We start from the raw sequence: 12990 nt of genomic DNA, 5'->3' as shown, positions 1-12990 counted from the left end.
TGCGAATCGGCTTTTTTGATTATTATTATTCCACTTCCGAGATTTCAATAATGGTATTCTCTGCATAATGGTTTGCTGAAACGTCCCTTATTGCCAAGTCCCCCAATGAAACAATGCCGATTACTTGTTCTCCTGTCACGATAGGCAATCTGCGGATCTTATGCGTGGCCATCATCTCAGCCGCTTCTTCAACAGTCAAGTCTACAGTTCCCGTAACGACTTCCGCTGACAGAATTTCCGAAATAGGCGCCTCACTAGGGATTTGTTCAGCCAAGCCGCGGACAACAATATCTCGGTCAGTAACAATTCCAACCAAACGACCATCCTCACAAATCGGAATAGACCCCACGTTGATTTCCCGCATCTTTAAGGCAACTTCCTGGAGCGTTGATTCGGGCATACACGTTTCGACATCGGTCGTCATGATCTCTTTGATTTTCATCCCTTCTGCCTCCTCAAGTTTTCCCATTACTATATAACTTAACCAAATTCCTCCTCAGCAAACGTTAAATACCACAAGAAAGAAGGAATCAGTTCCTTTGAACCGATTCCTTCCTTTTCACCTAGTATTTTCATCCCGCATGGCGACTGATTATTCGACCAGCTGAATAAATTGCTTGGTTCGCTCATTTTGCGGATTTTCAAAGAAATTCTTCGGATCTGCCGATTCAATGATCTTGCCTTCATCAATCATAATGATGCGATCCGCCACTTCTTTGGCGAACTTCATTTCATGGGTGACGACGACCATGGTCATTCCTTCTTCAGCCAACTGCTTCATAACCTGCAGCACTTCTCCGACAAGTTCGGGATCGAGTGCAGAAGTCGGTTCATCAAACAGCATAACTTTTGGCTGCATGGCAAGCGAACGTGCTATCGCAACGCGCTGCTTTTGCCCACCAGAAAGTTTGCTCGGGTAGACATTGGCTTTATCACCCAGGCCTACTTTTTCCAGCAATTCTGTTCCCAGCTTCTTAGCCGCTTCTTTCTTCATCTTTTTGACGGTGATTGGAGCTTCTATGACGTTCTCCAGTACCGTTTTATGAGGAAACAAGTTGAAATGCTGGAATACCATGCCGACTTCGGCACGTATTTTCGTTAAATTATCCTTTTTCGGATTGACCGTATGGCCATCAATCGTAATTTTTCCGTCATTGATCATTTCCAGGAAATTAAAGCATCTGAGAAGCGTACTTTTTCCGGAGCCGCTGACTCCGACAAGTACAACCACTTCCTGGGGTTTGACATGAAGGTCTACACCTTTCAGTACCTCGAGGTCACCAAAGGATTTATGAATGTTTTCACCAATAATCATGTTAGTCCCTCCTTAGGCTCTGTCGACATCGAGTTTGTTTTCATACAAACGCAATAGGAATGTGAAAATCATTACGAGCACCAGGTAGTAGAGCGCAACAACCAAAAACGATTCAAATGGCTGGTAAGATTGTGCGGCTTCACGGTTTCCAAGTGAGAAGATTTCCGCTACCCCGATGATGTAAACAAGTGATGAATCTTTCAATGTAATGATGAACTGGTTGCCAAGCGGCGGAATCGAACGGCGTAAAGCCTGTGGAAAAACGATTCGGCTCATTGTCTGGCGGCGGTCCATACCCAGCGACATACTGGCTTCCCGCTGTCCCGGATCAATACCCTGGATTGAGCCCCGGAAAATTTCCGCGATATAAGCACCGTTATGGACACCGAGCGCTATAGCGCCGGCCCAGAAATTCGACATTGTATAAAGTTCAACAATCCCGAAGTATAGGAACATAATCTGTACGATCAGCGGAGTACCGCGAATAATTGTGATGTAAATGTTGGCAATGGCCTGTAAAATTTTAGAGCCTGAGATTTTCATCAGCGCGAAAACAAGTCCGATAACCGTTCCCAAAATGACACCAATAGCTGTCAATTGCAAAGTAACGACGGTCGCTTCTAAAAATCCAGGATACGTGCGCATAAATACGTCGTAAACTGTTGTAATTATCTCTGGCATACCTTCCACTCCTCTTTATCTCAAAAAATTATTCGAGAACTTCAACGCCTTCAAGATCTATGTCGAGGAGATTGCGGCCGAACCATTTTTGTGAAATCTCATCATAAGTTCCATTTTCGATGATAGTATCCAAGGCTTTATTAATTTCCTCAAGCAATGCCTCATCATCTTTGCGAACAGCGATTGATGGTTGTTCGACCCATAGCGGATCGCCGATCATTTCGACTGCCAGTCCTTCATTTTGCGCTTCAAACCCTACCACGTCTGCTGTAATAACAGCATCTAAGCGGCCTTCAATTGCTAAATCCTGCAGAGCAACAACGTCACTTGAATAGTATTGGATGTCTTCTGTGTATTCTTGAGCAACCGTATCATATGTAGTCTGACCAACTACACCGATTTTCTTATCCGTCAAATCTTCTACAGATTGGATATCTGTAGTTCCTTCACGCACGAAAATGGCTCCACCTGAATAATAGTATGGATCAGAAAAGCTGACTTGTTCCGCACGTTCAGCGGTTTTAGACATTGATCCGATAATTGCATCAAAGCGGTTTGTATTCAACCCTTGAATGATGGTTTCGAATGGTGTAGTGACCGGATTTGGCTCAAGCCCCATTTCTTCTGCAATTGCATTGCCGATATCGATATCAAATCCATCCAGATTTCCGCCTTCTTCAAAACTGAACGGTTTGTATAAACCACTTGATGCAGTCGTGAATTTACCTTCTTCAAGCAAATTCAGATCGCTGCCTCCGCCCTCAGTACTTGATCCTTCTTCCGAACTGGATGAGTCATCCCCTCCACAAGCTGCCAATAACATTCCCGCGGAAAAAACTACACTTAAAAATGATAATTTCTTTTTCATCTTTTTCTCCCCTTTTCGTTTTTATTTGACCAAATCGCCGAGGCGTTTCGGAATTTCCCAATACATTGGCTTGCTTAAATAAAAAGATTCCGCTCTTTGTATACTTCTTCTGCTTTTGCCCAATTGCCATTTACTTTTTCTTGATCTTTGACATAAATGAATCGCATGATCGATGTCAAAAGTGCATGGACGGAGGTGTAGGAATCAATATTCAAACTTGAATTCACGGACACTGCAAGAGCACAATCCGCATAGGCAAGAGCTGGAGATTCTGTTGAATCAGTCAAAACAACCACATCCGCACCTTGTGCTTTGGCACTTTTTAATGCATCGATGATTAGGTTTGTGTAACGGGGAAATACGAAAGCAATGACTAAATCCCCTTTGCCCATTTTGGAGAGCTGTGTGTAATATTCTCCAGTTGAAGGGTAAAGCATTTCTGAGTGATCAAGCGCAAGATTCAGCCAGTTGGAAAACCAATGGGCGATTCCGTAATCGAAGAAATTGCCGGTAACGAAAATCCGGTTAGCCTGACTGATTTTATCGACAACCTGCAGAAGTTCCTTTTCGTTGATCGATTCTTTCAGTTTTTCAATCGTTGAAATATCGGCATCCAGCAAATTCATCAAAAAAGATTGTTGGGCAGCAGGCTCAACTATTTTCTGTTCTGCTTTTTCCAGTCGTTCTTCCGCCAGTTTCCGCTGTACGACATGCTGAAATTCAGCATATCCTTTATAACCCAGCTTTTGTGTCCAGCGTATGACTGTCGATTCACTGACGTTGACGCGTCTGCCGACTTCAAGTGCAGAAGAGAAAGCTAAGAAAATAGGTTCTTTGAAAAACAAATCTCCGACTTTTTTCTGGCCTGAACTAAATTCCGGATATGAATCTGACACACTGCGCAGTAAATCCTGCATATTAACGCCTCCACTTGAAGAACACACTTAAATACTCTTCCTAAAGTATACAAGCATGCAGGAAACCCTGCAATAGTTTACCGAAAATTCAATATTAACCGGATTCTTTGAATACTTAAAAAACCATTCAAAAGCCTTCTAACAAAGGGTTTAAGAAAAAATAAAGCTGGAGATAAATTTAACATTTTTTTAAAATTTACTCTAAGTAACTAGCCTATTCGCCTGAAACTATTGGTTTTATTATTAATTATTTTCTACTATGCAGACTTATGGACATAAGAATTTATCCCCTTATTTTGTAAATTCGAAACTTTACATTTCTTTATAGTTGCCTGCAGCTGACTATCTTTGTGAAGCTGCGTCTCATGTTTTCATATTTCGACGCAACTCCTGTATAATCTTTGTATAAGAAAATTATCTAAGGGGCTGTTTTTTGTGTGGGAAAATCGGATATTCAAACTTTTCATCTTTTGGTATGTTTGCGGAATTATCCTAGTCGGCTTTGACCTTCTGCCTTCCTGGCTGGAGTGGGCAAACGCATTCTTCCTTATACTCGCCGGAACGCTCGGCTTTCTATACTTCCTGAAACGTTTCGGTGCAATTCCCGGGGCGTCAATCGGTGTCCTTATCTTCTTCTCAACATTCATTGTCGAGTGGGCAGGAGCAGACAGCGGCTTTCTGTTCGGCTCGTATGACTACACAGACCGTTTTGCGCCAAACGTATTTGGGGTTCCTATTGCCATCGGTTTCGCTTGGCTTATGGTCATGGCCACCACCCATGTGGTGGCACGTTGGATTGTTCCAGGCGGTGGCTTACTTTACGCTATCGTGGGGGGGATAGGTGCAGTGATCATTGATCTGATCATCGATCCGGTCGCCTATCAAGTAAAACAGTATTGGATTTGGGAAGATACCGGACTTTACTATAATATTCCCTGGACTAATTTTTTCGGTTGGTTCGTTGTGGCATTTGTCCTGCATTTGGTGATTGACCTAACGATGAAGAAAAAATCGTTGACGATTACTTCAAACCTCCCAGAAAAGCGGATGCTTCTTTTATACGTATTGATGATCGCTATGTTTATCATGCTGGGAGCAATCGGCGGATTATGGCTGGCTGTGCTATTGACGACTGCTTTAACTGTCTTGATTGTCGCTCTGGCCTGGAAGAGGCAACCTGTATGATCGATGCGAAAAAATCCAGTTTATTCGAATTCGGCTTTAATCTATACTTAACGCCGCTCATCCGTTCTTCTTTTTCCCGAATACTTGGCCAGGGAGTAAAAATCATTCCAGAGAAACCGGTGCTGTTTATCGCAAACCACAGCTCTTGGTGGGACGGCCTTGTGTTTTTCTATTTGAACCGCACGGTCTGGCGGCACGATATACACATGATGATGCATGAAGAGGGACTGAAAAAACATTCCTATTTTCGTTACCTTGGCGCATTTTCCATCAACCGAAAAAAACCAAAAGAAATTCTGACTTCACTTCAGTACGCTGAAGCTTTATTGAAACAAGGAAAGTCCGTGGTTCTGTTTCCCCAAGGGGATGAATTCCACCTTGAAACGCGCCCTCTCGATTTCCAGACGGGAGTGGCTTACTTGATGGAACATTGTCCGGAAGTGCCTGTGGTGCCTCTTAGTTTCTATTATTCATTTGGCCATCAGCAAAAACCTGAACTGTGGATTCAGCAACATCCACAGGTAGCGACAAAAACACTGGAACATCTGAACCGTAAAGAAAAGACCCTCTACCTGCAAGAGCTTTGTACGGAACAGCTAGATTCATTGAAGAGTACCGTAATCAGCGAAAACAGTGAAGCGTTTCAATCGCTCGGAAAAAGGGGGAAATAATTATGGCCCTTTATATCGCAATTCATCTGGCTTTTTTAGGCTGGATCATCATCAATCGCCTGTTTCTTCCGGCATTGCCGAAGCAACCGGAGCTTTCTGGAAGACCCCTGGTATCCGTTCTCGTGCCGATGCGGAATGAAGAGCGAAATGTCGAAGTCCTGATAAAATCCTTAAAGAATTCATCCTATGACCAGATGGAATTTATCCTTTTAAATGACCAATCGACAGATGGCACACAAAAAGAGCTGGAGCGCACAATCGAAGGGGATTCCCGGTTCACAATCCTGCAGGGCAAAGAACTTCCCGAAGGATGGGTCGGTAAAGTCCATGCCTGCCATCAGCTTCAGCAAGCCGCTTCCGGCGATTATTTATTGTTTGTCGATGCTGACGTCCGCTTCCGGCCGAAAGCGATTGAACAGTCCTTGGCATTAATGGAGCGAAAAAAAGCACACTTATTGACTGGTTTCCCCGCTTTTGATGTGGCTCCTTTTCTCAGCAAACTGCTCGTGCCGATGCTCCATTTTGTTATTTTATTTCATTTGCCGATCGCTTTGGCCAACTATACGAAATTTAAAGCCGCGACAGCCGCCAATGGCATGTGGATGATGTTTGAAAGAAACAGCTATCAAAAAATCGGCGGCCACGCGGCCGTCTATAACTCACTGGTCGAGGACGTCCATATTGCCCGGGAAATAAAAGCACATGGCTATAAGGTCGTATTGGCGAATATCACCATGTCAGTAAAATGCCGGATGTACGACACCAACACTGAAGTATGGGAAGGGTTTTTGAAGAACAGTTACGCCGGCATCGGACGGTCACCTTTTCTTGCAGGTGTGCTCATCCTTTTTTATTCAACCTTTTACATCCTTCCTCCTTTTTTGGCCCTTTACGGAGTATTTAATGGTTTATACTCATGGATGATCCCTTACGTGCTGACAGTAATACAACGCTGGTATGTGGATATGGTGACCAACCAACGCTGGTACTTGTCGTTCCTGATTCCTCTCCAGGCAGCAGCGATGCTCGGAGTTTTGGTTGAATCGATGCGGAAATCCTTTAAAAAACAGCCTTATTCATGGAAAGGAAGGCATTATTCATGAAAAAAATTGTCATAGTCGGTGGCGGGTTAGGCGGACTTGCCTCCGCGGTCACGCTTGCCCACGCAGGGTTTGAAGTAGAGCTTTTTGAAAAGAATGATCATCTCGGCGGCAAACTGATGCCTGTGGAACTTGGGAGCTATACTTTTGATTTCGGTCCGAACACGATTACGATGCCGGCTGTCTTTGAAAAAGTCATTGCCCAAACCGGTGAAAACCCACAGGATTATTTGGACTTTATGCCTTTGGAAGTTCATACCCGAAATCATTTTCCGAATGGCAGTTCATTCGATTTCACCGTCGACCAGAAAAAAATGATTCAGCAGCTTCACGTTTTCGATACCCATGCTGCCAATAAATACCCCGCATTCATCAAGGAAATCAGCCGCCTTTATAATTTCTCTGAACGTTATTTTTTCCCAGTAACCTTTCAATCCTGGCGCGATTATTTGTCTCCTTCTCTCGGCTTTGCTCTGCTGCAGGTGCGTCCCGCAGAATCGATGCACCATTTTTTCAAGCGGTATTTCAAGAACCCTTTGCTGGTCCAGGCATTTGACCGGTACGCCACATACATCGGCTCTTCCCCTTACCGGGCACCTGCCACTTTTTCCATGATCGCTTACCTGGAATTGGTGGAAGGCGTCTATTACAAAAAAGGAGGAAATACAGGTATTGCCCAAGCTTTCTCAGCTGTTGCCAGAAATTCCGGTGCTGTTCTGCAAACCGGAAAAGAAGTGACAAGAATACTTACTGATGACGGTCAGGCAAAAGGCATCGAGCTTAAAGATGGTACACGGGTCGACGCTGACCTGGTCATTTTAAACGGCGATTTGCTGTCGGCCTTTCCCGCTTTGGTCGAAGAAAAACATCGGCCATCGTTGTCTGATGCCAAAGTGGCAGCCTTTGAACCATCTATTTCGGCCTTTGTCATTACGGTCGGATTAACAGAACGTCTTGATGCCCTGAAGCATCATAACGTCTTTTTCTCTTCAGACTACCAGAAGGAATTCAGCGATTTATTCGATGCTTCCGCATACAGCGATGAGCCCACCGTCTATATCAGCAACTCTTCCTATACAGATCCAAGCGTATCACCTGATGGCGACAACCTGTTTATTCTGGTCAATGCACCTGCACTGACTAAAGAAGGACAGCTGCAGATTGATCCAGAAACATATAAAGAACGCATTTATGACTTTCTTCTAAGTTACGGAATCGATGTACGCAGTTATATCGCTGAAGAGAAAATCTTCACTCCAGCTTTTATTGGGGATAAGTTCGGCGCTTTCCGGGGAGCTTTATATGGCCCTTCTTCCAACCGCCCGAAAGATGCCTTTCTTCGTCCGCCCAATGCCAGCCGCGATATTCAAAATCTTTATTTCGTCGGCGGCAGCAGCCACCCCGGCGGCGGTTCACCAATGGTAGTCTTGAGCGGTTTGAATGTAGCAAATAAGATAATCGCTAAATACAAAAAGACAGCTTCATCGAAATGATGAAGCTGTCTTTTTGTATTTAGAGAAGACAATAGGCGATGACGCTTTTCTCTATTGTCCAGCTCCAGCGCCCAGGTCCGACGGGCACTTCCGCTTTTTTCTTTACAAACAAGCCAATATGGCTTGTTTCGACTCTTCGGGCACATAATGTTTTTCGCGGAAGACATTGTATTGCTTCGAACGGATTGTGAAAAGAATTTCACGGTAGACAAGTGCGGCTCCTTTAACAGGGACTCTTGAAGACAAAGGATAATCCTGAATCGTTTCAAATGCTTTTTTGTAATGGAATTCGGCTTTTTCCGCCAATTCTTCCCAAACCGCAATGAATTGAGGACTGACAATTCCGGAACGGAGCTCATCTTCACACAATTCATACTTGCCCATAATCTCTTCAGGCAAATAGATGCGGCCTAATTCCAGATCTTCGCCGATATCACGCAGAATATTTGTGATCTGCATGGCATATCCAAGTGAAATAGCGCCTTCTTTCAGGATACCTGTTTTACCGGGAGCCAATATCGGCAACAGCATGAGGCCAACTGTACTGGCCACATGATAGCTGTAGTTCAGCAACTCTTCCATTGTCCGATAGCGATGGATGGTCAAATCCATTTCTTGCCCTCTAATCAACCCGAAAAACGCATCCACGTCCATCTCGTAATTTTCAAAGACATGTCCCAGTGCTACCCACATTGGGTTATCATTGTCGTAGGCTCCTGTTAAAAATTCTTCGAAATCCACTTTGAATTGTTCAAGTTCTTCTTCTGAATTCAATCCTTCATCCACAATATCGTCTACAGTCCGGCAAAATGTGTAAACAGCCCAAACAGCTTTTCGTTTTTCCTTAGGGAGCAAGGAGAATGCTTTATAGAAACTTTTAGAATGCATAGCAATGACTTGTTCACAGGAAGCATAAGCATCTTTTAAATTCATCATACACTGCCCCTTTCCTTTGCAAAATCGCCTTGGATTTGCTCTGCCAGTAGCTTTGCCCCTTGCATGACGATTGGAATGCCTCCGCCAGGATGGACAGATGCACCTACTGCATACAAGCGATCGGTTTTGAACGGCTTGACTTGAGGACGGAAAACACCGGATTGGAACAATGTAGGGCCAATTCCGAAACTTCCTCCTTTGAACAGACCGAATGCTTCTGCCTCTGTAGGTGTCCGGACTTCCATCCATTCCACCGCTTCCCGGAAATTAGGAAAAGCTAAATCTTCCATACGATCGATGATTTTTTCGATCCAGGCTGAATCATTTGCCCAATCGATATCCGTTCCTGAAGGAACCGGAACCAATACATAAAGGACACCCTTTCCTTCAGGAGCCAATGAATCATCTATCTTTGATGGATGAAAAGTATAAATTGCCGGATTTTCAGTTTTCCGTTTTTTCACAAACACATCATCCATATGGTCTTCGTAACTGTCACCGATGAAAAACTGATGGACATTTCCTTCTTCGTACACTTTGTTCAAGCCAAAATACAGCAATACACATCCTGAAGAGGCGGTATAACTTTTCTTTTTCTGCTCAGGCAATACTTTTTCAATACCTGGAAAATCGCCATTATAGACAATGCCATCAAACGCTTCATAGCCTTCTGCCGTTTCAATCCCTTTAGCTTTACCTTCTTCTGTAACAATTTGTTGAACTGCCGTATTTGTTTTGATGGTCAGATTATTACGTAACCGAAGTGCTTTTTCCAACGTTGGAATCAGGCTTCCATAACCGCCTTTCAAATAATATACCCCATGTTCGTGTTCACTGAAAGGGACAAGCGAGTACATAGCCGGCGCACGAAACGGGTCCCCACCGATATACAAAGATTGCAGCGAATAAGCCAACTGCAGCCGTTCGTCCCGAAAATAATTGGATGTCAGTTTTTTGACAGATTGCTGAGGTTTGAGCTTCAACAATTTCTTGACGTTTCCAGCGGTAAAGAAATCGGCTTTATTGACGAATGAATGCTCTAAGAATGAAGATTTGCCGATCTCAAACCGCTTGCGGCCTTCTGAAATATACCGAAGAAACCCTTCTTTTTCAGCCGGAAAAACGTTTTCAATTTCTTCCAACTGGCGATTGATATCAGGATACTTAGTATAAACAGTGCCATCCGAAAAGCGAATGGAATAAAGCGGATCACATAATAATAATTCGATATCTTCAGCAGGAATCCCTGCTTGCTGAAGCAGATCCTGAAACATCTCAGGCAATAATACAATGGTGGGCCCCTGATCTACTTTAAAGCCATCTCGCTCAACAAACGTTAAACGGCCTCCAAGCTTTTCCTCTTTTTCAAAAATCGTGACATCAAAGCCCATATTCGTTAAATACAAAGCGCCCATCATTCCGCCGACGCCTCCGCCAATCATTGCAATCTTCATGCAAAGCCCTCCAATGCAGGAAGCGGCAACACTGGGATCCCTTTTTTGCCATGCTGTTCAAGAATGCCATTGGCTGTGATGCGTGCCGATTCCAAAATGGTTGGCAAGCCGCTTCCTGGATGCGTGCCTCCACCAACCAACCAGCAGTTTTTCAGTTCTTCAAATTTATTGTGGGGACGGAAGACCATCATTTGAGATAATTGATGGCCCAGATTGAACGTCGCTCCTTGATAGACTGAGTAATCTTCCTGCCAGCCCATCGGCGTCAACATTTTTTCAACTTCGATATGGTCGCGCAAATTCTTGAACTCTGTCTTTTCCTCAATAATATCCAACACCAGTTCACGGAAAGCATGTTGCTCGTTTTCCCAACCGATGTCACTGAAGTTATTCGGCACCGGGGCTAAAATGTACAAGGCTGATTTCCCTTCAGGCGCTAGCGTAGGGTCGGTAACGCTGGCATTTTGGACATAAATGGATGGATCTGCAGAAAGAATTTGCGTTTTTGTCATTTCTTCCACATTTTTCTTATAATCTTTTGAAAAGACAATCGTATGGTGGGAAAGATCGTATTTTTTATCAAGCCCTAAATAAAGCATAAACGTGGAACAGGAATATTTTTTCTTCGCCAATTTTTCAGGAGTGTACTTTTTCAAAATCCCTGGCTCGACCAAATGGTTCATGGCATGAGCGAAGTCACCGTTAATAATTACTTCATCCGCTTCTTTGCGTTGTCCATTTTCAAGGTCTACGCCTTTCACTTCACGATTTTCAATCCACAGCTTTTTGACTCCTGTGCTGGTGTGGATTCGGCCGCCCAGTTCTTCCACTACTTTTGCCATAGCCTGCGACAATTGATTTACCCCGCCGATCGGGTGATAAATGCCATACGCATGTTCCATGTAAGAAAGAATGGAAAAAGCTCCAGGGCATTCCCATGGCGACATACCGAGGTATTTGGATTGGAAAGCAAAGGCCATTTTCAGCCGTTCATCTTTAAAATACCGGGACAATACATCGTATAATGTTTTATTCACTTCGAGTTCAGGCAAAGCCTTCAATACTTTCGGCTGGACCATTCTGAAATAACTATCCATCTTGGTTTGCAGAATGGGAGACAGAGCTTCCAATTTCTTGCCGGTATCTTTCATGAACCGCTCGTATCCTTCGCCATCGCCTTTGAAGTTTTCATTGATTTGTTTTTTCATTTCTTGGTTATTTCGGGTCATAACCAAATTTTGATCTTCAAAAATCAATTCGTACATGGGATCCAATTCAACGGCATCCATATAGTCTTTTAAGTTTCTGCCTGTTGCTTCAAACAACTCTTCCACTAAATGCAGCATGCTCAAAAAGGTAGGACCTGTGTCAAAAGTAAAATCGCCAAGACGCAGTTCTGCATTTCGCCCTCCTACCCATGGCTGTTTTTCGTAGACATCCACTTGGTATCCTTTGCTGGCCAACAACATAGCTGCAGCTAATCCACCAGGCCCTGCCCCTATCACAATCATTCTCTCTGACATAAAGATGCCTCCATTTCAAATTGCCTTATATATTCTACATTAATTATACAAATATTATACCGCCTAACCTTAAAAAAGACTATTCATTTGAATTTACCCTATTTCCAATTTTTTTAAATCTTTCTGTGAAGTTACTTACCCGCAATTCCCCAGTAGTCAATTGCTGAACGCAATAAAATCCGGCTCATTTTCATGAGCCGGATTTCACTTATTTCAATACTTTTAATTTAACATTTTTGCGTCCCCACTTAAGCGCTTTGCTTTGGGTCGGAATAAAGACATCGATTTTTTTCCCTTTGATAGCACCGCCGGTATCACCTGCAACAGCGTATCCATAGCCTTCCACATGAACTTTCGTTCCTAAAGGTATAACTTTAGGATCCACTGCAATGACTTTCAGCCCTGGATTCTTTTTCAAGTTAATCCCTGTGCGTGTAATGCCTGAACATCCTTTACACGAAGCTGTATATGCAGTGGCGCTCACTGTGAATTCCTTTGCGACTGTTCCGCTTGTTGAACGTGAAGGAGTCGTTTTTTTCGAAACTGTTTTAGCAGCCGGTTTTTTCAATTTGAGTTTCTGTTTTGGATGAATCGTATTGGACTTTAAATTGTTCCAGATTTTCAAATTGCTGACTGATACTTTTTGAGATTTTGAAATTTTATATAATGTGTCCCCGCTTTTTACTGTATATACATTTGATGCCGCTGAACTTTGAATCGAAGTTGCTAGGAATAAAATCAGTGCAAAACTTAAGACTGCCAATAGTTTTTTCAATCTGCTATCCCCTTTGCTTTTTCTAAGTACAATTAAAATAGCACGGGAATATTACAGGCATGTAACAATAAA

General features: G+C 43.4%; 13 protein-coding genes. 4 read left to right on the top strand and 9 right to left on the bottom strand.

What is annotated here, in order from left to right; genetic code table 11:
* Positions 1-25: 25 nt before the first annotated feature.
* From QMA01_RS09745 to QMA01_RS09725, 5 genes are all read right to left on the bottom strand, one after another.
* Positions 26-442: a CBS domain-containing protein gene (locus tag QMA01_RS09745; RefSeq protein ID WP_191714912.1), complete on the bottom strand. Its 417-nt coding sequence runs from the start codon at positions 440-442 to the stop codon at positions 26-28.
* Positions 443-592: 150 nt separating this feature from the next.
* Positions 593-1315, bottom strand: a complete 723-nt coding sequence (locus QMA01_RS09740) for an amino acid ABC transporter ATP-binding protein (protein ID WP_191714911.1) — start codon at positions 1313-1315, stop codon at positions 593-595.
* Positions 1316-1327: 12 nt separating this feature from the next.
* Positions 1328-1996 carry an amino acid ABC transporter permease gene (locus tag QMA01_RS09735; RefSeq protein WP_191714910.1) on the bottom strand — a complete coding sequence of 223 codons (669 nt, stop codon included), beginning with the start codon at positions 1994-1996 and terminating at the stop codon, positions 1328-1330.
* Between the two features lie 28 nt (positions 1997-2024).
* A complete protein-coding gene (locus QMA01_RS09730; RefSeq protein WP_191714909.1) occupies positions 2025-2864 on the bottom strand; it encodes a transporter substrate-binding domain-containing protein in 840 nt (279 codons plus the stop codon).
* A gap of 74 nt (positions 2865-2938) precedes the next feature.
* Positions 2939-3781, bottom strand: coding sequence for a MurR/RpiR family transcriptional regulator (locus tag QMA01_RS09725; protein WP_191714908.1), 843 nt, complete (start codon positions 3779-3781; stop codon positions 2939-2941).
* A 435-nt stretch (positions 3782-4216) separates the two neighbouring features.
* On the opposite strand from QMA01_RS09725, the gene QMA01_RS09720 reads away from it, so the two are divergent.
* From QMA01_RS09720 to QMA01_RS09705, 4 genes are read left to right on the top strand one after another with little or no spacing between them, the layout of a single operon-like run.
* A complete protein-coding gene (locus tag QMA01_RS09720; RefSeq protein ID WP_191714907.1) occupies positions 4217-4966 on the top strand; it encodes a carotenoid biosynthesis protein in 750 nt (249 codons plus the stop codon).
* Positions 4963-5637 carry a lysophospholipid acyltransferase family protein gene (locus tag QMA01_RS09715; protein ID WP_290183853.1) on the top strand — a complete coding sequence of 225 codons (675 nt, stop codon included), beginning with the start codon at positions 4963-4965 and terminating at the stop codon, positions 5635-5637. Before QMA01_RS09720 ends, QMA01_RS09715 begins: the two co-directional genes overlap by 4 nt.
* A gap of 2 nt (positions 5638-5639) precedes the next feature.
* Entirely contained in the window at positions 5640-6740 is a 1101-nt protein-coding gene (locus QMA01_RS09710) for a glycosyltransferase family 2 protein (protein ID WP_191714905.1), read from the top strand.
* Positions 6737-8230: a phytoene desaturase family protein gene (locus QMA01_RS09705; protein WP_290214874.1), complete on the top strand. Its 1494-nt coding sequence runs from the start codon at positions 6737-6739 to the stop codon at positions 8228-8230. The genes QMA01_RS09710 and QMA01_RS09705 overlap by 4 nt, the downstream gene beginning before the upstream one ends.
* Positions 8231-8332: 102 nt before the next feature.
* Here the strand turns inward: QMA01_RS09705 and QMA01_RS09700 are convergent, their stop codons facing one another.
* The 4 genes from QMA01_RS09700 to QMA01_RS09685 all read right to left on the bottom strand — a co-directional run bounded on the left by QMA01_RS09700 (position 8333) and on the right by QMA01_RS09685 (position 12918).
* Entirely contained in the window at positions 8333-9166 is an 834-nt protein-coding gene (locus QMA01_RS09700; RefSeq protein WP_191714903.1) for a phytoene/squalene synthase family protein, read from the bottom strand.
* On the bottom strand, positions 9163-10620 hold the full coding sequence (locus tag QMA01_RS09695) for a phytoene desaturase family protein (protein ID WP_290214873.1): 1458 nt from the start codon (positions 10618-10620) through the stop codon (positions 9163-9165). The genes QMA01_RS09700 and QMA01_RS09695 overlap by 4 nt, the downstream gene beginning before the upstream one ends.
* A complete protein-coding gene (locus QMA01_RS09690; protein WP_191714901.1) occupies positions 10617-12143 on the bottom strand; it encodes a phytoene desaturase family protein in 1527 nt (508 codons plus the stop codon). The genes QMA01_RS09695 and QMA01_RS09690 overlap by 4 nt, the downstream gene beginning before the upstream one ends.
* Before the next feature lie 208 nt (positions 12144-12351).
* Positions 12352-12918 (bottom strand): 3D domain-containing protein, encoded by a 567-nt coding sequence (locus QMA01_RS09685; RefSeq protein WP_191714900.1) that lies wholly within the window; start codon positions 12916-12918, stop codon positions 12352-12354.
* Between the last annotated feature and the right edge of the window lie 72 nt (positions 12919-12990).

It is taken from the genome of Planococcus notacanthi (assembly GCF_030407825.1).
GTDB lineage: Bacteria > Bacillota > Bacilli > Bacillales_A > Planococcaceae > Planococcus > Planococcus notacanthi.
The sequence above is the reverse complement of the archived record's forward strand: the minus strand, read 5'-3'. Positions and strand labels throughout refer to the sequence as shown.